We start from the raw sequence: 23,189 nt of genomic DNA, 5'->3' as shown, positions 1-23,189 counted from the left end.
GTTGGTACCGGTAAAGTCCACCGCTATGGTGGAGGTACCGGAGAAATGCTCTTCCCAGGGGATGGTGTGGGCGCCCAGATAGAGATCCAGATCGTCGTTCATCTGGAATTCGGACAGCACCAGCACGATACGGGAGGCAAAACGGCTCCACAGGCAGGCCTTGTAGCCAATCGCCAGTTCGCCTTTAAAGTGGACGCCAGCCACGGTCTCACGGACCTGCTCTGCGCCCAGGGTGGTCAGCTCGTCGGCCAACAGGTTTTCCAGCCCCTTGGGGCAGGTTGCAAAAAATTCTTTCATCACGCTCACGGGGAACCCATAAAAATAGTGCCGCATTATACCTTAAGAGCCGATCCGGAGCAGCAAAAGCTTGGTGATGACGCCAGAAACAGGGCGTTTATCCCCACCCATTCTGCCATCCCTTGATACCAGGTCAGCCATGCCAGGCATCCGATGATGCCTTGAGCGAGGTCAGCTGATGGGGCGACAGGGGATCGCCGTACACTCGCGGCAACCTGCGTCGAGCAACAACACTCTTGCCAGCAGGCACATATCATCGACATCCGTGACGCAGCGAATATAAACACATCATGACTGCCATATTTGACAGGCGCCAAACAAGGCTCCCTGAGTTATTGTCCTTGCGACAAAGCATGTACTTTCGTTACCCCGTGTTTTGCCCTCCCGTTATCGTCCGTATACAGGAGGGCTATTTTTTTACTGTCCGCTTCCCCCATTTGTTACACTGCCAGACTGTCATATCTATCAGGTTTCAGGCACCACCATAAGCCTTAGACTAGTTTGGTGGCTGGAATAACAGCTTATCCCTCCTGTAGAGTGTTTTTCAGCCCTCTCATCTTTTTGATGCGAGGGCATTTTTGTTAGCTGCATTAGAGTATGAAAATAATGCTGTTGGCCATAGCCGACATCTGGATTGAAAAAACTCGCTTGCTTTGGATGATGTCACTGGATACTTATCATTCGTGTTCTATTCAAACTAACCTGGCCATAAGCCAAATATAAGAAACCCGCATCTCGCGGGTCTTTTATAGCCAGAAACATGGCATCAAATTGCCCAGCGCAGGCCGAATGATGTCACCGCCACGTGTTTTCTGCCGGGCACATTATCCAGCTTGGGGGCATACCCGATTTCCAGAGCCAGATTTTTATACCCCAGGCTGACAACCGGCAATACCGCAAAGCCATTGATGCCTGAGCCATCAAGATAACCAGCCTGCAGTCCCAGACCGGCGAAGAAGCTCTCGGTGAGATACCACTCCTTGCGATACATAAAGCCTGCATAGACCGCAAATTTTTCGTAAGAGTCCTCATAGCCGCCACCGCGCAATGAGAGTTTGCCGGTATCGCTATCCCCCAGAAAAACCCAATCTACCCCGAGGCCCGGGTTGATATTGTTGAAGTCACAGGTTTTTCCGTGCGGTCCTTTGGCCGCTTGGCAATCACTGTGGATTGATGCTCCATAGATGAGGACCGACAGATCTTCTGTCGCAGAGACTGTGAAAGGCAAAAATAATAGACTACTGGTTAGTAGATACTTGTTTATTGTCATGAGTCGTTTCCCTGATCATGTTGCTGACACGTATCAACCGGATACACATCTATTACACAGCACAATTTCGAGACTACGGCGTTTACAGGTGAGCCTCAAGTGGCACAGCTCACATTTGCAAGGTTAATAGCGGTGAACGAGAAAAAATATCAGTGTGACCAGGCAGGAATTGTCATGTTGCATTCATAATGAAGAGAAATACCCTGAGTCAGGATGACATCAGGTTATTTTACACCCTCCTACAGAAGACAAGAGCGAAACATCAGCCCACCTGACGGTATTGTGGCTGAGCCGGTACTCTGGCGATCATGCGGTTGTTCATGACCTTGATCACCCCGAAGCGGGGCAGGATCTTGCTGGCGGTCAACATCAGATCATCCGTCAGATTCAGACAGACACTGGCCTGTTCACCCGCCTCGATCACCATGAATTCCCCCTTGCCATGAGGGGTGTTCATACACACCAAGGCTCCGGTCTCAGGAATAATAAAGGGATGCACTTCACCAAAGAACCAGCTTTGCGGCATCATGGGTTTATAAAAGCGACTGACAGCGATGGCATTGAGTACCAACTGGACCTGATGGGGGGTACTCCAGTCAAGTTCGACAGCCTTGTCCATCAACTGATAATAGAGGGCAGCATCGTCCACGCAAAAAGGCTGGGTAGTGAAGGAACAGGGTACAAGCTGGCGCCCTTTATATTCGGTAGCGAATATCATGCGATCGGATAAATCCAGCATCAGACGATCATGATGAGCATCATAATGCCACTGCCAATTGTCATTGGGTTGGATACACATGGGGGCGCCCTTACTGAAAGTCGTTACTCGACTTTATTCCATGTCGAGAATTTCAGCAACTTTAAATAAAGGGCACCCATTTATTTCTTAAATATGGGTCACAATCTCTTTGACCAGACTCGGGCCTTTATAAATAAAGCCGCTGTAGATCTGGACCAAACTGGCACCCGCTGCCAGCTTCTCACGCGCTGCCATGGCGCTGTCTATGCCCCCCACCCCTATGATGGGCAGTGCGCCGTCCAGTGCCTTGGCCAGCTGACGGATCACCTCTGTGCTCCTGTGCTGCAACGGACGCCCACTGAGGCCACCCGCTTCACCGGCGTGGGGCATGTCATAGATCATCTCCCGCTCCAGGGTAGTATTGGTGGCAATCACGCCATCGATCCCGTTTTTGATCAAGGACGCGGCCACCTGATTAATTTCATCCAAACTCAAGTCCGGTGCAATTTTAACGGCAAGCGGCACGTACTTCTTATATTGGGCAGCCAGCTCCTGCTGACGAACCTTGAGCGCGGCCAGCAACTCATCGAGTGCATCGCCGTATTGCAGCTGGCGCAGACCCGGGGTATTGGGGGAAGAAATATTGACGGCAATATAGCCAGCATGATCATAAACCTTGTCCATGCAGATCAGATAGTCGTCTTTGCCCTGCTCTATCGGAGTGTCCTTGTTCTTGCCGATATTGATGCCGATGACACCCTGATATTGGGCTTTCTTGACCTGGGCGACCAGATGGTCAACACCCTTGTTGTTGAATCCCATCCGGTTGATGATCCCCTCTGCCGGAATAACCCGGAACAGACGAGGTTTGTCATTGCCACTCTGGGGCTTGGGGGTCACTGTACCTACTTCAATAAAGCCAAACCCCATGGCACCAAATGCATCGATACACTCCCCGTCCTTATCCAGACCCGCAGCCAGTCCGAGCGGATTGGCAAAATAAAGCCCCATGACAGTGACGGGGCGTTTGGGCAGTGAATGGCGGAAGAAACAATCCAGTGGCGTACCGAGAAGGCGGGGCAAATATTTGATGGAGAGATCGTGTGCCTGTTCAGGATTGAGCTTGAACAAGAAATGCCTGGCGAGGGGGTACAACATTTTTGCTCCTTAAAAAAGCCCCGGCAACTGGCCGGGGCTTTAGGGGTTATGCCGAGGTTCGGCAATTCAACTGGAGCAGGTTCAACTCTCGCAAGGCCACCGAGAACTTGGCGAACTCGTGGGTGCTCGTGGTCTTGAAGTCGGCCAACATATGGGTCCAACGGGACAAGAGTTGCTCATGCTCCGAAATCCAGTCGGCCAGTATGGTAGCGCATTCTCCCTGATCTTTGCACCCTTCCAGTACCACAGATGTGAGACTGCGTTGCTGCCAGTCCAGATCTTCACGGAAGGAGGCCCGTGCCATCGCCTGCCAGTGGTTGCCCACCGGCTGATGGTTGATCTGCTCGAGGAACCAGTGCAGATCGAGCTTGGCACCGAGGCGATAGTAGACGTTGGCGGCGCGCAATATGTCGGTCTTGTGCTCCGCGGCAATCTGTGCCAAATCCAGGCTGGAGAAGAGGCTGCTCATATGGGCCACCTGACGGGCGATGGCATCCGGCACCTGCTTGGCCACCAGCGCAGCGACTGCCTGCTGGTGCTCGGCGACCTCGCTCTCGTCCATCACCTCGTAGAGGTGGGTCGCCAGGGTCTCGAACGCCGGGCGGAAGAACGCGATGTTCTCAGCGATGCTCCAGCTGCGATTGCGGGCACGCAGGAACCAGCGGGTGGCGCGGCGCACGATGCGGCGGCTGTAGAACATCAGTTCGAGCTGGATCTGGGCATCTACCTGGTTGTCGCACCCTTCGATGTCACGCCACAGGGCCCCCAGGCCAAACACCTCGCGGGCCATGGCGAAGCAGCAGGCCACTTCGGCCACCGAGGCGCCTGTCTCGTCCTTCATCCGGCTGGCGAAGTTGAGCCCCATGTAATTGACCAGCATGTTGGCCACCCGGGTCGCAATGATCTCGCCCCGCAGCGGATGCTGGGCCAGCTGGGCACCGAACTGCTGCTGCAGCTTGGTCGGGAAGCTGGTGACCAGCATGTTGGCCAGGAAGGGCTCCTCGGTGACCTCCGGGCAGTTGAGCTGCTCCTTGAGCACCATCTTGCCGTAAGCCACCAGCACCGCCAGCTCGGGACGGGTCAAGCCCTGCCCTGCCGCCATCCGCTCGGACAGCTCCTCATCAGAGGGCAGGAACTCCAGCCCCCGATCCAGCTTGCCTTCGCGCTCCAGCCCCTGGATAAAGCGTTGCTGCTCCTTGAGCTGCTCGGTACCCCGGAAACTGGTGACCGAGATGGACTGGGACTGGCGGTAGGCGTTGGTGATGACAATCTGCGCCACGTCGTCGGTCATCTCATAGAGCATCTGGTTACGCTGCTTGAGGGTCAGATCGCCAGCGGCCACCAGCTGGTTGAGCAGGATCTTGATGTTGACCTCGTTGTCGGAGCAATCCACCCCGCCCACGTTGTCGGTAAAATCGGTGTTGATGCGACCGCCCTGGCTGGCGTATTCCACACGGCCGAGCTGGGTAAAGCCCAGGTTGCCACCCTCACCGACTATGTGAGCACGCAGATCACGACCATTGACCCGCAGCACGTCGTTGCTGCGATCCCCCACTTCGGCATCGCTCTCGCGAGAACTCTTCACATAGGTGCCGATGCCCCCGTTCCAGAGCAGGTCCACATTCAGGCAGAGCAGCGCCTTGATCAGCTCGTTCGGCGCCATGCTGGCCTTGTCGGTACCGAGCAGGGTCTGGATCTGCGGGCTCAGCTTGATGGACTTGGCCGAGCGCAGGAAGATGCCGCCCCCTGCCGAAATGAGGTCGCGGTTATAGTCATCCCAGCTGGAACCCGGCAGCTCGAACAGCCGTTTGCGCTCGACAAAGCCCTTGGCCGCATGGGGCGTCGGGTCGATGAAAATGTGCATGTGGTTGAAGGCGCCCACCAGCTGGGTGTGCTCGGAGAGCAACATGCCGTTGCCAAACACGTCCCCCGCCATGTCGCCGATGCCCACGCAGGTGAAATCGGTGGTCTGGCAGTTGATGCCGATCTCACGGAAGTGGCGCTTGACCGACTCCCAAGCACCACGCGCCGTGATACCCATCTTCTTGTGGTCATAACCGACCGAGCCGCCGGAGGCGAACGCATCGCCGAGCCAATGACCATATTCCTGGCTTATCTGGTTGGCGATGTCGGAGAAGGTAGCAGTGCCCTTGTCGGCCGCCACCACCAGGTAGTAGTCATCCTCGTCGTGGCGTACCACGGATGTTGGCGGGATCACCTCCCCCTGGATGATGTTGTCGGTCACATCGAGCAGACCACGGATGAACAGGCGATAGCAGGCCTTGCCCTCCTCCTGGATGACGGCGCGGGCCGCCCCCACCGGCATCTGTTTGCAATAGAAGCCGCCCTTGGCACCGACCGGCACTATCACTGTGTTCTTCACCTGCTGCGCCTTGACCAGACCCAGCACCTCGGTACGGAAATCTTCCTTGCGATCGGACCAGCGCAAACCACCACGGGCCACCTTGCCCCAGCGCAGATGCACCCCTTCCACCCGAGGTGAATAGACGAAGATCTCGAATTTCGGCAGCGGCAGCGGCATGTCGGTGATGCTGGAGGGCGCCAGCTTGAAGGAGACGTACGGCTTGACCTGACCGTCCTTGTCCAGCTGGTAGTAGTTGGTACGCAGGGTGGCGTCGATCATCTCCACATAGCGGCGGATGATGCGATCGTCATCCAGGTTCGCTACCTGATCCAGCTTGGCGGCCAGCTGCTCGTGGAGCTTGGCCTGTACCTTGGCATCCTGTTTGCCAGCCGGGTCGAGGCGCTGCTCGAACAGGGTGAACAGCAGCTGGGCGATGTCAGGATAACGGGTGAGCGTCTCTTCGATGTAAGACTGACTGAAGGAGACACCGGTCTGGCGCATGTACTTGGCGTAGGCACGCAATACCGAAACCTGACGGCCGGTGAGGTTGGCGCCCAGGACCAGACGGTTGAAACCGTCATCTTCCAACTCCCGGCTCCAGACGGCCGCGAATGCCTGCTGGAAGCGCTGTTGGCTCTGTTCCAGATCAAACGGCTGATCGCCACGTAGCAGCATGGAGAAATCGAGGATCCAGAACACATCCCCAGCAGGGGTACGGACCTGATACGGGGTCTCGCCAATTACCCGCAGCCCCATGTTTTCCAGCATGGGGAGCACATCGGAGAGGTGAATAGGTTCGGTGCGGTGGAACAGCTTAAGGCGGACCCGGCGATCGTTCTCTTCCTCCTGGGCACGGTAGAACAGCATGCCAAGGGAATGGGTTTCACTGAGATTGTCCAGCTCAATGATGTCGGCCACGGCGGAGCCCGGCAATACATCTTCCTTGTAGGCACGGGGGAAGGCAGTGCTGAAACGACGACGCAGGGCATTGCCACGGGCCTCGCCATAATGGGTCAGCAGCACGGAGTCGAGTCGGTCGTCCCAGCTGCGGGCCGCTTCAATCAGGTTGTTCTGTACTTCGTTCACGTCCACATCCACGTTGTTATTGTTGACCCGTACTATGTAATGGGTCCGCGCCAGCACGCCTTCAGAGAAGTAGACGTTGAACTCCACCTCTTCGCTGCTGCCGAAATACTTCTGCAGGATCTGCTGGGTCTTGACCCGCAGCGCCGTGTTGTAGCGCTCCTTGGTGACATAGACCATGCAGGAGAAGAAACGACCGTAGAGGTCGCGGCGCACGAACAGCCGCAGCATGTCCCGCTCCTGCATCTCCAGCACGCCGAGACCGGTGGCCAGCAACTCCTCTTCGCGCGCCTGGATCAGCTCATCGCGGGGATAGGTTTCCAGCACGTTGAGCAGGGCCTTGTAGGCGTGAGAGCCCTTCTCATGACCGGACGAGGCCATGATGCGCGCCAGCCGGTGGCTGATGAGCGGGATCTGGGTCGCACTGGTGTTGTAGATGGAAGAGGCATAGAGACCGATGAAGCGATCCTCCCCCACTACCTTGCCGTGCTCGTCAAAACGCTTGATGCCGATGTAATCCACATAGGCCGGACGGTGAACCCGGGACTTGCTGTTGGACTTGGTGAGGATCAGCAAATCAGAGCTCAGGGCCGCATGACGGGCACTGGCCGGCATGTTGCCAAGGCGCTGCCGCTCATCCTTGATGGAATTCTTCATCAGTCCCAGGCTGGAGTCCGACAACGGCAGGATCTCGTGATCCCCTTCCACCGCCTTGACGTCGTAGCGGCGATAGCCCATCAGGGTGAAGTTGTGGGCGGCCACCCACTTGAGGAAGGCAACACAGGAGGCGACATCCTCCTTGCTGACCGGGTTCTTGCGCTTGGGCAGCTCGTCAATGATCTCGTTCAGGCGACCCAGCATGGGCTGCCAGTCGCCGACCGCCAGGGCCACTTCACCGGCAACCGAGTTGAGCTCGGTGGCCAGCGCCTCCATCTGATCGTCACTGGTCAAGTGATCGATCTCGATAAGGAAGGCGGTTTCGACCGATGTCTGCCCTGCCGTGTTGTCGAGATCCAGAATGGCGCTGATCTTGCCATCCGCACCACGGATCAGGTGCAGCGGCTGGTGCAACATCATGTGGGCCGTGATGTTGAGACGCTTGAGGGTCATGCGGATGGAGTCCACCAGGAAGGGGGAGTCCTGCAGTATGATCTCGACGATGGTGTGGGGAGACTGCCAGCCGTGGCGGGTCAGCTCGGGATTGTAGACCCGGATGTAGGGCTCCGTGCTGGCACGCTGGTTGAGCGCATTCCACAGGCTGAGCGCGGCGCCGTAGAGATCGCTGTCATTGCGATCATGCAGATCGGTACTGGCCATGTTGCCGTAGAACTTGGCAACGAAGCACTCGACCAGGGAGGCACTCTTCTTGGGCAACTTCTGATGGATCAGGCTGAGAACGTTTTCGAGCAGAACTGAGGTAGGGGCGTCTTTCAATGCCATTGCTATATTCCTTATCGGACGACATTAACCACCGACGGAAAGACATCCACCCTGGATGCCCACCGGTACAGAGTTGCTGCGCAGTGTAATGTCTTGGATCAAGGAAGGCGAGAAAAGGTGATAAGGAGATGTTAAAAACAAGGGGCAGATCACGGCTTGAGCTGTGAAAAATTTTGCCAATTTGGCAAAAAACAGAAAATCCCACTGGATGATCACGGATTTACCAGATAGATAGTGATTGAAAGCAGATAATTACTCGGGATCCTGTTCAGATTTTGTTAATTTATGCGTTCCAGGCTGATAAAGCGATAATCATCCTGGGTGTTCAGCCGAAAATAGCCGTATACACCATTGATAGCGACGAATGGCCGGATTTTTTCCAAGGCCAACTCTATGGTCAGGCCCTGCTCGGTACGCACCACCAGCCGTCTGGCATGGCCCTGATACATCAGCATGATCTCATCGCTGTTGAGCGACAGCCGGAAAGTAAACTGCTTCACTGTGACTCCTGATAAAAAACACCTATGGACGGCCACCACAGAGCGATCGCGCCGGTGCCTTGACATCCTGCGCGACAAACAGGGCAGGAGAGCCGGCTCCCCTGCCCTGTACCACTCGATTACTGCTGCAACGCCTTGCTTATCTTCTCGAACAGATCCCGTGCCAGCCCGTCCAGGTTGAACAGCCGGAGTAGCTCTGCGCGGATCAGCGCCTTGCGTGCCTCATCCAGTCGTTTGAACTGGATGAGCGGGGTGATGAGACGAGACGCCACCTGAGGATTGACTTCGTTGAGCTCGATCAGCAGGTCGGTCAGGAAGCGGTAACCACTGCCGTCGACGGCGTGGAACTGCACCTGGTTGTTCATGGCAAAGCTGCCGATCAGCGCACGCAGCCGGTTCGGGTTGCGAATGCTGAAGGTGGGGTGGGCCATCGCCTGGCGCACCTCGACCAGCACGTCGGCGGCAGGTTTGCTGCCCACCAGCCGCAGCCAGTTGTCCAGTACCAGTCCATCCCTGGCCCACTTGCCCTCGAAGTCCGCCAGCAAGGCAGCCCGACATGGCAGCAGATAGCCGTTGGCCACCTGCAGCGCCGCCAGGGTATCCGTCATGTTGTCGGCATCCGCATACTGCTCGCGCACCAACGCATCGGCATGCCCGGTATTCAGTGCCGCCAGATAACCGAGCACCACTCCTTTGAGGGCCCGTTTGGCCATATCGGCGTGCACCACCTGATAACCGGTCAAACGCAGGCGCTGGTAAGTGGCCGTCAGCCTGGCACCGAACGCCTGCGCCAGCGAGGTGTGAATGGTATCCCGCACCTGATGGATGGCATCGATATCGGCCACCTCGAACAGCTCGGCCAGGGTAGCCTCCCCCGGCAGCGCCAGGATCTCCGCCTTGAGAGCCGGGTCCAGCTCGTCATCGTCCAAAATGGCGACAAAGGCAGCCAGCAGGGTCTGGGAGAGCTCAACCCCCTGCCCGTGCTGGACCCGCGCTACCCCGCCGATGACCGCCTTGTTGATCAGCATCTGGGCTGCATCCCAGCGGGCAAACTCGTTGCGGGCAAAGCGCATCAGAAAGGCGAGCGCTTCATCGCTGTAGTCGTAGTGCAGCTTGACCGGCGCGGAGAAGTCCCGCAGCAGGGAAGGAACCGGCTTGACCGGCACCTGATCGAACACGAAGGTCTGCTCCTCGTCCAGCACGTCGAGCACGTTACCGATGGCCTTGCCCTGATATTGCAGCGCAATGACGGCACCTTGTTCGTCATAGAGTTCGATGTCCAGCGGGATGTGCAACGGCAGTTTTTGCGGCTGCTCCTGAGTCGGCGGGGTGTGCTGGCTCACATGGAGGCGATAAACGCCGCTGGCGGCATCGTACTCGTCAGTGACGGTCAGCTCCGGCGTGCCGGACTGGCTGTACCAGCGGCGGAAACGGCCGAGATCCACACCGGAAGCATCCTCCATCGCCTGCACGAAATCATCGCAGGTGACCGCCTGGCCATCGTGGCGCTCGAAGTAGAGCTTCATCCCGGCTTGGAAGTTGGCTTCCCCCAGCAAGGTGTGCAGCATGCGGATCACTTCCGAGCCCTTCTCGTAGACGGTCAGGGTGTAGAAGTTGTTCATCTCTATCACCACATCCGGGCGGATGGGGTGTGCCATGGGACCGGCGTCCTCGGCAAACTGCGGACCACGCACGGTACGCACATTGTTGATGCGGTTGACCCCGCGTGAACCCAGATCGGAGGAAAACTCCTGATCCCGGAACACGGTCAGCCCCTCTTTGAGGCTGAGCTGGAACCAGTCACGACAGGTAACGCGGTTGCCAGTCCAGTTGTGAAAGTATTCGTGGCCGATCACCCGCTCGATACCGTGGTAGTCGACGTCGGTAGCGGTAGCCGGATTGGCCAGCACGAACCTGGAGTTGAAGATGTTGAGTCCCTTGTTCTCCATGGCGCCCATGTTGAAAAAGTCCACCGCCACGATCATGTAGATGTCGAGATCATATTCGAGGCCGAAGCGCTGTTCGTCCCAGCGCATGGAGTGGATAAGGCTCTCCATGGCAAAACCGGCGCGGTCCAGATTGCCCTTGTCGACGAAGATCTCGAGGGCGACCTTGCGGCCGCTTTTGGTGGTGTAGTGGCTACGCTCTACATCGAAATCACCGGCCACCAGCGCAAACAGGTAGCTCGGTTTGGGGAAGGGATCCTGCCACTGCACGAAATGGCGGCCGCCATCGAGCTCACCGCTGTCGACCTTGTTGCCATTGGAGAGCAGGAAGGGATATTTGGCCTTGTCGGCAGTGATGCGGGTGCTGTAGCGCGCCAGGATGTCGGGCCTGTCCAGGTAATAGGTGATCCGGCGGAATCCTTCGGCCTCACACTGGGTGCAGTAGGCATCGCCAGACTTGTAAAGTCCTTCCAGGGCAGTGTTGGCGGCAGGATCCAGCAGGGTAACGACTGTCAGCACGCATTCGGCCGGCAGGTTGAACAGTGTCAGGCTGCTCTCACCCTTCTCATACTCTTGATAAGGCACGCCATCCACACTGACACTGTGCAGGGAGAGTCCCTCCCCATCCAACACCAGCGGCACATTGTGTTCCCCGTTGCGACGCAGACGGGAGATGGCGGTGACCTGGGTCAGCGGCTCCTGCAGTTGAAAATCGAGATCTATGCTGTCGATCCAGTAGAGCGGAGCCTGATAATCCTGGCGATATTTGGCCGTCATGGCCTGGGAGTGATCGGTCATTATTGTTTGCTTCCACGCTTGTAATTGACGTGTCAGAGGCTGTCACAACCGGTTGGCAGGGTCAAATAGTTTGCATTCAGCCAAAAGAAAGGGCGACCTGAGTCGCCCTTGTATATATGCTTTTTCACAAACCAACGTCAGCCCTGCTTGCTGAGTCTGGCCAGATCCGCGGTGATATTGGCAGCCTCAACAAGATACTCGTCGGGGGCTTCAAAATCCGCCGGCAACTCGTCAAGGCTCTTCACCGCAGGCTTGCCAAGGCGAGCCAGGCGCTCATTGGTGCGCGTCAGGGCCTTCTCGTCCTGTTTGGCCTGATCAGCCAGACGTTCCGCCTCGTTGAGGGAGACCGACTTCTTGTCCTTCTCCTCCTTGTAGTCGGCGATGTCCTGCATCACATAGGCAAACTCGGGATCCTTGGTGATCCGGGCATCGTGCGCCGACTGAAGCTTGGGCAACACACTGGCGAAATTACCGAGCTTCTCGTAGCTGGCCGAGGCTATTTTGTCCCACGGCAGCGCGTTGAACTCACGGCTCTCGCCCGTCTCTTCCGGGGCGACCGCTGTGGGGAAGCGGATGTCAGGTGCCACGCCCTTGTTCTGGGTGCTGCCACCGTCGATCCGGTAAAACTTGGCGATGGTGTACTGCACGTGACCCAGTGGCTGCTCGTAGAAGTCATAGACCTTGGCGAGGCTGCGATGCTGCTGCACTGTGCCCTTGCCGAACGAGTTTTCACCCAAGATCAGGGCGCGGCCATAATCCTGCATGGCAGCAGCGAAAATCTCGGAGGCCGAGGCGCTGTAGCGGTCAATCATCACCGACATGGGGCCGCCGTAGTAGACGTTGCCATCGTCATCGCCATTGACCGTGATGCGGCCCATGTGATCACGAATTTGCACCACGGGACCGCTGGCGAAGAAGAGACCGCTCAGGGCAGAGGCTTCGGTCAGCGCACCACCGCCGTTACCGCGCAGATCGATGATCAGACCATCGATATTCTGCTTGTTCAGGCTGGAGAGTTCCTTGATCACGTCGTCGTGCAGATTGACGTAGAAACTCGGGATCTCGATGACGCCAATCTTCTTGCCTTCGGCGTTAATCACCTTGGACTTGGCGGCTCTGTCTTCCAGGCGCACCTTGTCGCGGGTCAGCTCGATCTGCTCGGTCTTGACGGTCGCGCCTTTACCGCGCTGGATCTCCAGCTTCACCTTGCTGCCTTTTGGCCCCTTGATGAGTTCGACCACGTCATCGAGACGCCAGCCGATCACATCGACAATCTTGCCATCGTCCTGCCCTACCCCGGTTATCTTGTCATCGGGCTTGAGGTGATTGGACTTGGCGGCCGGGCCACCCGGTACCAGAGAGCGAATCACTGTGAAATCATCATCCGCCTGCAACACGGCACCTATGCCTTCCAGCGAGAGGTTCATCTCGGTGTTGAAGCGATCGGCATTGCGCGGGGAGAGATAACTGGTGTGCGGCTCGATGGCGCGGGCGAAGGAGTTCATGAATAGCTGGAACACGTCCTCGCTCTCGGTCTGGGACATCCGCTTGATGGCATTGTTGTAACGCTTGCCAAGCAACTCCTTGATCTCGGGCCACTCCTTGCCACTGAGCTTGAGGCTCAGGGCATCGAACTTGACCCGCTGACGCCACAACTCGTTGAGTTCTGCTTCGTCTTTGGGCCAAGCCACCCCTTCCCGATCAAAGATGTAATTGTCGGGCTGGGTAAAATCGAAAGGAGTATCGAGCAGTTTGAGGGCGTATTCGAACCGCTCATAACGCCGCTGCTGACTCAGATTGAACATCTCGTAGGCAGGTGCCAGCCGTCCTCTTTCGAAGTCGGTGTCAAAACCGTTACGGTACTTTTCAAAGCGGCTGATATCAGAGGCCAAAAACAGGTTTCTGCTGTAGTCCAGATTCTCCAGATACTTGTCGTAAATCACGGAGGAAAAGGTATCGTCCAGCTTGAACTGCTTGTAATGCGAGCGGGTAAACAGATTGGCAATTCGCTTGCTAGCCGTAGCATGTTGGCTCTCTTGAGCCAACACAGGCAAATCACTTTCCTTGAGCACCGGCTCGATGGCCTGTGCAAGCCCGGCAAGCGCCAGGCTACAGGCAACGAGGGAAAAACGAATTACGCCATGCTTCAACATTTGTCTCCTTAGAGAACCAGATGCTCAAATTTGACCCGCAGCATCATGCCGGTCTGCAGTTGGACCTGAACGTCATCCTTGGTCACTTCCTTGATGGTCGCCGGTACAGGAGACTTGCCCAGCACGACCCTGACGCCTTGATCCACTTTCAGATTAGCAGCATCGACCTTCACCAGCGGCGCATCGGCAACGGGGGCCTTGGGTGCGGCTTTGGGCTTGTCAGATTTGGCGACAGCATCAGCCTTGCGCGGGGCAGGACGACGGGGCTGCTTGGCCTTCTCTTCTTTAGTATTGGTACGACGGCTGGCAAAGACGCGCTCTTTGCTCTCTTTCAGGGCTTGCTTGGCATGCTCGATGTGCTCTTCGGTGAGCAGTTCACCCGGATTTCCGTCCAGATCAACACGGGCCTGGCCAGCCTTAAGGCCATGCAGGTAACGCCAGCTGGAGGTGTATTGACGCAGTGCAGAGCGCAGCATGGTCTTGGATACTCTGGCGTCGTCAGCAAGACGCTCGGCCAAATCCTGGAAGATGCCAATCTTGAGTGGCTTGGCCTCTCCTTCAGCGATGAAGCAGGCCGGGAATTTCTCGACCAGGTAGGCAACGATCTCTTTACTGTTCTTCAGCTTCTCAGTGTTTTCCATGTATAACCTTGGCTTTCATATAAACGCGCGGGCACGCCCGAGCACAACAAAGGCCCCATTATAGAGAGCTTGGGGCCTTTTGCGAACCATCAAGCAATGACTTAGAGCATGCTTTCCAAAATTTGCACCGTTTCTTCCAGCCCAATCCGGTCTTCTGCGTCAAAACGGTTGAAAATTGGGCTATCGATATCCAGCACGCCAATGATCTCGCCACCACGGCGCACCGGGATCACGATTTCCGAGTTGCTGGCGCCATCGCAAGCGATATGCCCTTCAAATTGATGCACATCGTCAATGAGCTGGGTTTGCCCCTCAGCAACCGCAGTGCCGCATACCCCACGGCCGACCGGAATACGTACGCAGGCCGGTTTGCCCTGGAACGGACCGAGCACCAGGGTATCTCCCTGCAACAGGTAGAAACCCACCCAGTTGATCTCGGCCAGCTCCTGATTAAGCAGCGCGGACAGGTTGGCCAGATTGGCAATCAGATCGGTTTCCCCCTCCAGCAACGCCTTGGCCTGCTGGTTGAGGGTGCGATAAAACGGTTGTTTTTCAATCATGATTAAATGAACTTCACTCCCTGATAATCTGTGCAAGGTAACGCCCTGCCTGAAAATTTCAAATCTATTTTCACCTTTCCCCCTCTCCTTTTCTTCATAAAGGCAGCCATTCAACGACTGACCGAGAGTGCCAACTGCTGGCGCTGGCCATTGTTCCACTCGATATTGAGCAGCCAGACCATCACTGCCGAGGTGCAGGAACCCACCAGGGTCGCCCCCTGCCAGCCGCGATCTGCAGGCATGAAACTGACCGGTATAGTGCCCATGAACATGTCTCGTCCCTCCAGCCAGGCTTTCACCGGTTTCAAGGCGGGATCCCCCCCCTGAAGCAGTATCACGAAGTCATGTTCGGCCTGCACCGGCAAGGAGGCGACGCTGACGGTCATCGGTTTGTCGCCCACCAACAGGCTGCAGGAGGTGTGGGACAGATCACAAATCTGATCTTTTTCTGCCCCTGCCACCGCCGTCTGCCCCCCGCCAAACCAGGTTCGATAAGCAACCAATCCGAGCAAAATCGCCAGAACGATCGCCAAGTGGGCAATTTTGCGTGAAGTGAGTCTCTCTTTCATGAAAAAACAACCTTTTAAGATGCCTTAAAAATGACATTTTCGTGATCTCGCGCAAGGTAAATAATTGAGCAGGCGAGACCAGTCGGAGCCAAATATATCACTGTTTATACTGTTATTTTACCTGTCACTTCAGTATCATTCCCAACGAATTTTCATTTAGCTACTTTTTGCTTTTCCTTTTATTAACAGTTGTTAACGGAAGGTTGGCAGTAGCCAATGATGTCGGTCCATGTCACTGGACAAAAAATCAAACAACAGCAGCATCGGAAGCGGAATACAACGATGAGCCATATAACTAACCATCCTGAGTACAACTACACCGTTGTTCGCCAGTTCACCGTCATGACGATTGTCTGGGGAATTGTCGGCATGTCGGTTGGCGTACTGATCGCAGCCCAGTTGATCTGGCCTGCCCTCAACTTCGAGACCCCGTGGCTGACTTACAGTCGTCTGCGGCCCCTCCATACCAACGCAGTGATCTTCGCCTTCGGCGTCAGCGCACTGATGGCCACCTCGTTTTACGTGGTGCAACGCACCTGTCAAACCAGACTGTTTTGTGGCCCCCTGGCGACCTTCGTTTTCTGGGGCTGGCAGGCAATCATCCTGTCTGCCGCCATTTCGCTGCCGCTGGGATACACCACCTCCAAGGAGTACGCAGAGCTGGAATGGCCGATCGATATCGCCATCGCCATCGTCTGGGTCGCCTACGCCGTCGTTTTCTTCGGCACTCTGGTCAAACGTACCACCTCCCACATCTATGTGGCGAACTGGTTCTTTGGCGCCTTCATCATCACGGTGGCCGTGCTCCACATCGTCAATAGCATGGCAGTGCCGCTTTCCGGCATGAAGTCCTACTCCATGTATTCCGGTGTCATGGATGCCATGGTGCAGTGGTGGTATGGGCACAACGCGGTAGGCTTCCTGCTGACCGCCGGCTTCCTCGGGATGATGTACTACTTCGTGCCCAAGCAGGCGGGTCGTCCGGTTTACTCCTACCGCCTCTCCATCGTGCACTTCTGGGCGCTGATCTCCCTCTATATATGGGCCGGTCCGCACCACCTGCACTATACCGCGCTGCCTGACTGGGCCCAGTCGCTGGGCATGGTTATGTCCCTGATCCTGTTCGTCCCCTCCTGGGGTGGCATGATCAACGGCATCATGACCCTCTCTGGCGCCTGGCACAAACTGCGTTATGACCCCATTCTGCGCTTCCTGGTCGTGTCCCTGTCGTTCTACGGCATGTCCACCTTCGAAGGCCCCATGATGGCGATCAAGACGGTCAACGCCCTCTCCCACTACACCGACTGGACCGTAGGTCACGTCCACTCAGGCGCACTGGGTTGGGTTGCCATGGTATCCATCGGCGCCGTGTATCACCTGATCCCGAACCTGTTCGATCAGGGTCGCATGTACAGCATCCGCTTGATCAACGTGCACTTCTGGCTGGCCACTGTGGGCACAGTGCTCTACATCGTATCCATGTGGATTTCCGGCGTGATGCAGGGTCTGATGTGGCGTGCGGTCAACGACGACGGCACCCTGACCTACAGCTTCGTGGAATCGCTGCAGGCCTCTTATCCCTTCTACTTCGTGCGCTTCTTGGGTGGCTGCTTCTTTGTCACCGGTATGTTGCTGATGGCCTACAACGCCTATCGCACCATCACTGCGCCCAAGGGTTCCCTGGAACCTGTCGCACAGCCAGCATGATTGAAGAGGTCAACGCATGAGCAACAAAAACCGTCACGAGATCTTTGAAAAGAGCGTCCCCATGCTGGTGGTCGGCATCATATTTGCCATCAGCCTGGGGGGCCTGGTCGAAATCACCCCCCTGTTCTTCCAAAAGCAGACCACTGAGCCGGTAGAGGGCCTCCTGCCCTACTCTGCCCTGCAGATGGAAGGCCGCGATATCTTTATCCGCGAAGGCTGCTCCGTTTGTCACAGCCAGATGATCCGTCCGCTTCGCGCCGAAATTGAGCGTTACGGCCACTACTCGGTCGCGGGTGAAAGCGTGTGGGAGCACCCCTTCCTTTGGGGCTCCAAGCGTACCGGCCCTGATCTGGCCCGTGTGGGCGGTCGCTATTCAGACGACTGGCACCGCGCTCACCTGATCAACCCGCGCGATGTGGTACCCGAGTCCAACATGCCGTCCTTCCCCTGGCTCGACACCAATGTCCTGACCGGTGAACTGACCGGGAAGAAACTGGCGCTGTTCCGGGATCACTTCGGCGTGCCTTACAGCGACGCTGACATCCAGGGTGCAGCTGAAGCCGTTAAGGGCAAAACCGAACTGGATGCGCTGGTAGCCTATCTGCAATCACTGGGTCATGCCCTGAAATAAAGGAGTCAGGATATGGATTACGGCACATTTCGCGGCCTTTATACCCTGCTGTTGATGGCCATCATGATCGGCATCATCGTCTGGGCATACAGCAAGCGCCGCAAGGCCTCTTTCGACGAGGCTGCCAACTTGGTGTTTGCCGACGACGAGCAACCCGGTGCTGATAACAAGAACGCAGGAGCGAAACAATAATGAGCACTTTGTTTAGCATTTTTGTGACCGTCCTCAGCCTGGGGACCATACTTGGCTGCTTCTTGCTACTGGTGTGGTGCTTGCGCGACAAAATGGGCGTGGAGGAGGGCAAGTCCATGGGACACTCCTTCGACGGTATCGAAGAGATGAACAACCCGCTGCCGAAGTGGTGGACCTACATGTTCTTCTTCTTCATCGTCACCGGTCTGCTCTATCTGCTGGCCTTCCCGGGGCTGGGTAACTGGAAGGGTCTGCTGGCCTGGCAGAGCTCCAACCAGGATGTTCGCTCGCTGGCCGAGTCCAAGGCTGCGGCGGCCTCCGCCAAGGCTGAAGGTCGGGCGGTGGAGTTTGACCGCGAACTGCTCAAGGCTGACGAGATCTACGGCGCCAAGTTCCGAGAGCTGGCCTATCAGGCCGATGGCAAGACCTATCGCGCCATTGAAGAGATCGCCGCCGATCCAGAAGCCCGCAAGGTGGGTCAGCGTCTGTTCCTGCAGAACTGCTCCCAGTGCCACGGTTCCGATGCCCGCGGCGGTCGCGGTTTCCCGAACCTGACCGACAGCGAATGGCAATGGGGTGGTCAACCGGATCAGATCAAGACCACCATCATGGACGGTCGTCATGGTGTGATGGCGGCCTGGGGTGAAATCCTCGGCAAGGATGGCGTTCAGGAAGTGGCCTCCTATGTGTTGAGCCTCTCCGGTCGCAAGGTCGATCTGGTGGAAGCGAAGAAAGGTGAAGCCCGCTTTGCTATCTGCGCAGCCTGCCACGGGGCCGATGCCAAGGGCGGTATCGCCGTCGGGGCACCGGATCTGACCAACAACATCTGGCTGTATGGCGGTTCCCGTCAGGTGGTCGAGCAGACCATCACCCACGGTCGTCACGGCGTCATGCCAGCCTGGAGGGATATTCTGGGTGAAGACAAGGTGCACCTGCTCGCCTCCTACGTTTATAGTTTGTCCCACAACAACATGTAAAATAAGCAGTAACATGTGATAAGCACGTGATTACTCAGCAAAAAGCCTCGACTCTTCGAGGCTTTTTGTTATCTTATGTTGGCTGGAAAGCCTCCATTCTGTTAATCATACGTTTCGGTAGCACTCACTATGTCCCAACCCTGGTATCGCCAATTTTGGCCCTGGTTCATCATCACCCTCCCGGCCGCCGCCGTGATCGCCAGCATCAGCACTGGCATCATCGCCAGCAAGGATGGCGTCAACCTGGTCGCCGAAGACTATTACAAGCAAGGCAAAGAGATTAATCAGGACCTGAGCAAGTTCCGTCGCTCCGAAGCCCTCAACATTCACATCGCGCTGGAAGTGAATGACAAGGAGCTGACCCTCAAACCCCTCTCGGGAGAGATTGCCCCCGGTCAGGCCCTCTACCTTTCCCTGTTCCATCCGACCCTGGCCGGCATGGACAGCGAGCACATGGTGACGGCTGACGCCAGCGGCGTCTATCGCCTGCAGCTCGATAAACCATTGAATGGGAAATGGCATATCCGGGTCGATGCCCTCAATCACGAATGGCGTCTGCAAGAGACAGTCCAGCTCCCGACCAAGGCGCCCGTAGAACTCGATCCCAAAGGACGTTAAGCCATGACTGGCGGTTTTCACCCTGGCGACGCAGCTTCCCGCCAGCACGCCCCATGCCTCGATCGCTCACCTTGCCTCCCGGGGCAAGACGCCATCAACGCTTGTTTCCATTGCGGTGAGCCGGTTCCCGCCGGCAGTCGCTATGGACTCGAGATCAAGGGCATAGTCCAACCCATGTGCTGTCCCGGCTGTCAGGCGGTGGCAGAAACCATCATGGAGTGTGGCCTCTCCAGCTATTACGAGCACCGCACAGCGCCCGGTATCAAGGGTGAACTAGTCCCGCAAGAGCTGGCTGCCCTCACCCACTACGATCTGACCGAGGTACAGCAGGATTTCGTCACCGACAGCGGCACGGGCAGCCACAGGATGCGCGAGATCCTGCTCAGCGTGGAAGGGCTAACTTGCGCCGCCTGCGCCTGGCTCATCGAGCGTCATCTGACAGGCCTTGCCGGCCTGCATTACATCAACGTCAATACCACCACCCACCGTGCGCGCATCAAGTGGGATCCGGACAGGCTTGCCTTGAGCGACATCCTCAAGGGGTTCGCCAAGATAGGCTATCGTGCCTACCCATTCCAGACCCACACCCAAGAAGCGCTCTACGCCAAAGAAGTGCGCAGCTACATGTTCCGGCTGGCACTGGCGGGCTTAGGGTCAATGCAGGTGATGATGTGCGCCGTGGCGCTCTACATGGATCTCTTCATCAGCGTCGAGGATGAGTTCATGGTCTACTTCAAGTGGATCAGCCTCTTGCTCTCAACCCCCATCATGATCTATTCGGCCCAGCCATTTTACGTGGGGGCTTGGCGCAGCCTGAAACAGGGCCACCTCTCCATGGACGTGTCGGTATCGCTGGCACTGATTGGCGCCTTCGTCGCCTCCATGTGGGCCACCGTCTTCAACACCGGCGAGGTCTATTTCGACTCCATCACCATGTTCGTCTTCTTCTTGCTGCTGGGACGTTTTCTGGAGTTACGGGCCCGGCGCAAGGCGTCCGAGTCCAGCTCCAACCTGGCGCGGCTGGTACCCATCATGGCCACGCGCATCGATGAAGATGGCGAGCATGAGGTGGCAGCCAAGATGCTGCAGGTGGGAGACAGGATACGGGTACTGGCCGGCGCCACCCTGCCGGCCGATGGTCTCATCGTCGAGGGACAGGCCAGCCTTAATGAATCCATGCTGACCGGTGAACAGTTGCCGCGGCTCAAACAGGTGGGTGACAACGTTTATGCCGGTACCATCAACACGGATGCACCGCTCCAGATCCGGGTCAGCCACCGTATCGAAGAGTCGCGCATCGCCCAGATCATGCGACTGCAGGATCATGCCCTCGATGACAAACCGGCCATCGCACAGATGGCGGATCAGCTGTCGCGCCACTTTATTCTAGTGCTGCTGATCATTGCGGCGGCGGTCTGGACCTTCTGGCACTTCCATCAGCCGGAGCAGGCCTTCTGGGTCACCCTGGCCGTGCTGGTTGCCACCTGCCCCTGCGCCCTGTCGCTGGCTACGCCGACCGCGCTCACTTCGGCCACCGCCAATCTGACCCGCAACGGCATTCTGCTGCGCCGTGGCCATGTGCTGGACGTGCTGACCAAGGCTAACCGGATCGTGATGGACAAAACAGGCACCCTGACCACAGGCAACATCAGCCTGATCAGCACCACGGCGCTGGCCGAGCTGAGCGAGGCCCAGTGCCTCTCTATCGCCCGCGCGCTGGAAGCCTACTCAGAACATCCCATCGCTCGCGCCTTTCGCAGCAAGGCGGCGGACGAAGCCGTGTTGCTGGCGGCAAGTGAGGTGACGCCCGTCATAGGTCACGGCATTCAGGGCAAGATCGCAGGCCAACATTACCGTATCGGCAGCGCACGCTGGCTGTCCCTGCCCGCCGGGCAGACGGCCAGCCAGGGCCTTGCCATCTATCTGGCCGATGAATCCAGGCTGCTGGCCCGTTTCATCCTGGCAGATACATTGCGCCCGGATGCCAGGGCGCTGATCCAGGCTTTCAAGGCCGCCGGTCTGCAGACCACCATACTCACGGGTGACAGCTCGGCCCAGGCCGACGAGGTGGCCCGCGAGCTGGGTGTCGACGAGCTGGTCAAAGGGGTGTCACCCGATGGCAAGCTGGCCTATCTCAAGGAACATGAGGCCCGCGGCGATATCAACATCATGGTGGGGGATGGCATCAACGATGCCCCCGTGCTGGCCGGTGCCCACGCCTCCTTCGCCATGGCGGGCGGCACGGATCTGGCCAAGAACAGCGCCGATGCCATACTGCTGGCCGACGATCTCTCCCGCCTGCTGGCAGCGCGCACCCTGGCCATTCGCACCCGCAAGATCATCCAGGAGAACTTCGCCTGGTCCATCGGCTACAACCTGCTGGTGCTGCCGCTCGCGGCCAGCGGCTGGTTGCCACCCTATGTGGCGGCGGCGGGCATGTCTCTGAGCTCCCTCATCGTGGTCACCAACTCCATGCGGCTCAATCGCTGAGCCATGGGCGCATGCATACGCACGATAAACGCACGATAAAAAGGAGCCCGCGTTTGCCGGGCTCGCCGGGTCTCAGGCCACCAACGGATATATCATGACCACTCTCATCGCAAGGCTTGTACCATGAACATCATCTTCGTCCTGATCCCCATCGCCATCCTGTTTGTCATCATCGCCGGCGCCCTCTTCTTCTGGGCCATTCGCTCCGAGCAGTTTGAAGATCTCGACCGCCAGGGCTCCAATATCCTGTTCGATGAAGACTGCCCCGCCCAGAAAACCAGCGAGCATACATCCGATGACCGCCAGCCTTGATCTTATCGGGGCCCTGCTGGTGGGGCTGGCGGGTTCAGGCCACTGCATCGGCATGTGTGGCGGCGTCTCGGCCGCGCTCTCCATGGCCATCCCCCCCGAGCAGCAGCACTTCTGGGGCCGGCTCGGTTACCTGCTCAACTACAACCTGGGCCGGATCCTCAGCTATGTGTTAGCCGGAGCTCTGGTGGGAGGCCTGCTGGCCACGACCAGCGAACTGGGTGCAGGCAAGCACGCTATCGCCAGCTTGCGGCTGGTGGCCGCGCTCTTGATGATAGCGCTCGGTCTCTACCTCGCCGGCTGGTGGCAGGGCATATTGCTGCTTGAGCGCATCGGCGCACGACTCTGGCCTCGCATCAAACCGCTGGCGGGCAAGTTTCTCCCCTTCACCTCGGCCTGGCAGGCCTTTCCCTTTGGTATGGTGTGGGGCTGGCTGCCCTGTGGCCTGGTCTACTCCATGCTGACCTGGAGTGCGGCGGCGGGTTCCGCCGGTAGCGGTGCACTCATCATGCTCAGTTTCGGTATAGGGACCCTTCCGACACTGTTTGCACTGGGGGGGCTGGCAGACCGCCTGCGCTACTGGCTGACACTGCGCAGTTTGCGCCAGGGCGGCGCAGTTTTGCTCATCGCGTATGGGCTTCATACGCTCTGGATAGGGATTGCGTCCTTTTGAAACCCTATCCAAAACGGATGAGTTGATGGTAAACTTGTTTGATATAAATCAATTATTCGTATGAGCCTATGAT

18 protein-coding genes and 1 pseudogene are annotated in these 23,189 nt (G+C 57.5%); 8 read left to right on the top strand and 11 right to left on the bottom strand.

The window, feature by feature from the left end; all coding sequences use genetic code 11:
* The 11 genes and pseudogenes from rlmL to AAC083_RS14730 form a co-directional block, all read right to left on the bottom strand.
* Positions 1-333, bottom strand: a pseudogene (gene rlmL / locus AAC083_RS23170) (bifunctional 23S rRNA (guanine(2069)-N(7))-methyltransferase RlmK/23S rRNA (guanine(2445)-N(2))-methyltransferase RlmL); the annotation flags it as partial.
* 730 nt (positions 334-1,063) lie between these two features.
* Entirely contained in the window at positions 1,064-1,567 is a 504-nt protein-coding gene (locus AAC083_RS14775) for a hypothetical protein (protein ID WP_108536997.1), read from the bottom strand.
* Between the two features lie 262 nt (positions 1,568-1,829).
* A complete protein-coding gene (locus tag AAC083_RS14770) occupies positions 1,830-2,366 on the bottom strand; it encodes a cell division protein ZapC (protein WP_108536996.1) in 537 nt (178 codons plus the stop codon).
* Between the two features lie 87 nt (positions 2,367-2,453).
* Positions 2,454-3,464, bottom strand: a complete 1,011-nt coding sequence (gene pyrD, locus AAC083_RS14765) for a quinone-dependent dihydroorotate dehydrogenase (RefSeq protein ID WP_108536995.1) — start codon at positions 3,462-3,464, stop codon at positions 2,454-2,456.
* A 46-nt stretch (positions 3,465-3,510) separates the two neighbouring features.
* On the bottom strand, positions 3,511-8,352 hold the full coding sequence (locus tag AAC083_RS14760; protein ID WP_108536994.1) for an NAD-glutamate dehydrogenase: 4,842 nt from the start codon (positions 8,350-8,352) through the stop codon (positions 3,511-3,513).
* A gap of 278 nt (positions 8,353-8,630) precedes the next feature.
* Entirely contained in the window at positions 8,631-8,852 is a 222-nt protein-coding gene (locus AAC083_RS14755; RefSeq protein WP_042037798.1) for a DUF2835 family protein, read from the bottom strand.
* Between the two features lie 119 nt (positions 8,853-8,971).
* Complete coding sequence (gene pepN / locus AAC083_RS14750; RefSeq protein ID WP_108536993.1) at positions 8,972-11,596, bottom strand: aminopeptidase N; 2,625 nt, start codon at positions 11,594-11,596, stop codon at positions 8,972-8,974.
* 137 nt (positions 11,597-11,733) lie between these two features.
* The gene (gene prc, locus AAC083_RS14745) at positions 11,734-13,749 is read right to left on the bottom strand and encodes a carboxy terminal-processing peptidase (RefSeq protein WP_108536992.1); all 2,016 of its coding nucleotides are present in this window, start codon (positions 13,747-13,749) and stop codon (positions 11,734-11,736) included.
* A gap of 8 nt (positions 13,750-13,757) precedes the next feature.
* Positions 13,758-14,390 (bottom strand): RNA chaperone ProQ, encoded by a 633-nt coding sequence (gene proQ / locus AAC083_RS14740; protein ID WP_042037804.1) that lies wholly within the window; start codon positions 14,388-14,390, stop codon positions 13,758-13,760.
* 101 nt (positions 14,391-14,491) lie between these two features.
* On the bottom strand, positions 14,492-14,950 hold the full coding sequence (locus tag AAC083_RS14735; RefSeq protein ID WP_042037805.1) for a GAF domain-containing protein: 459 nt from the start codon (positions 14,948-14,950) through the stop codon (positions 14,492-14,494).
* Between the two features lie 110 nt (positions 14,951-15,060).
* Positions 15,061-15,519 carry a hypothetical protein gene (locus AAC083_RS14730; protein WP_108536991.1) on the bottom strand — a complete coding sequence of 153 codons (459 nt, stop codon included), beginning with the start codon at positions 15,517-15,519 and terminating at the stop codon, positions 15,061-15,063.
* A 282-nt stretch (positions 15,520-15,801) separates the two neighbouring features.
* Here AAC083_RS14730 and ccoN point away from each other — a divergent pair, with 282 nt between their 5' ends.
* The 8 genes from ccoN (at position 15,802) to AAC083_RS14690 (ending at position 23,116) form a co-directional block, all read left to right on the top strand.
* The gene (gene ccoN, locus AAC083_RS14725) at positions 15,802-17,226 is read left to right on the top strand and encodes a cytochrome-c oxidase, cbb3-type subunit I (protein WP_042037808.1); all 1,425 of its coding nucleotides are present in this window, start codon (positions 15,802-15,804) and stop codon (positions 17,224-17,226) included.
* Between the two features lie 16 nt (positions 17,227-17,242).
* On the top strand, positions 17,243-17,857 hold the full coding sequence (gene ccoO / locus AAC083_RS14720) for a cytochrome-c oxidase, cbb3-type subunit II (protein WP_042037809.1): 615 nt from the start codon (positions 17,243-17,245) through the stop codon (positions 17,855-17,857).
* Between the two features lie 12 nt (positions 17,858-17,869).
* On the top strand, positions 17,870-18,049 hold the full coding sequence (locus AAC083_RS14715) for a CcoQ/FixQ family Cbb3-type cytochrome c oxidase assembly chaperone (protein WP_005315611.1): 180 nt from the start codon (positions 17,870-17,872) through the stop codon (positions 18,047-18,049).
* On the top strand, positions 18,049-19,026 hold the full coding sequence (ccoP, locus tag AAC083_RS14710) for a cytochrome-c oxidase, cbb3-type subunit III (protein WP_042037811.1): 978 nt from the start codon (positions 18,049-18,051) through the stop codon (positions 19,024-19,026). Before AAC083_RS14715 ends, ccoP begins: the two co-directional genes overlap by 1 nt.
* Before the next feature lie 129 nt (positions 19,027-19,155).
* On the top strand, positions 19,156-19,644 hold the full coding sequence (locus AAC083_RS14705) for a FixH family protein (protein ID WP_108536990.1): 489 nt from the start codon (positions 19,156-19,158) through the stop codon (positions 19,642-19,644).
* Positions 19,645-19,737: 93 nt separating this feature from the next.
* Positions 19,738-22,134: a heavy metal translocating P-type ATPase gene (locus AAC083_RS14700; protein ID WP_108537000.1), complete on the top strand. Its 2,397-nt coding sequence runs from the start codon at positions 19,738-19,740 to the stop codon at positions 22,132-22,134.
* Positions 22,135-22,257: 123 nt separating this feature from the next.
* Positions 22,258-22,446 (top strand): cbb3-type cytochrome oxidase assembly protein CcoS, encoded by a 189-nt coding sequence (gene ccoS / locus AAC083_RS14695; protein ID WP_042037815.1) that lies wholly within the window; start codon positions 22,258-22,260, stop codon positions 22,444-22,446.
* Complete coding sequence (locus AAC083_RS14690) at positions 22,430-23,116, top strand: sulfite exporter TauE/SafE family protein (RefSeq protein WP_108536989.1); 687 nt, start codon at positions 22,430-22,432, stop codon at positions 23,114-23,116. The genes ccoS and AAC083_RS14690 overlap by 17 nt, the downstream gene beginning before the upstream one ends.
* Positions 23,117-23,189 lie beyond the last annotated feature (73 nt).

The organism is Aeromonas sp. HMWF014, from assembly GCF_963878295.1.
Lineage (GTDB): Bacteria > Pseudomonadota > Gammaproteobacteria > Enterobacterales > Aeromonadaceae > Aeromonas > Aeromonas popoffii.
This window is presented reverse-complemented; position numbering and strand designations above follow the sequence as displayed.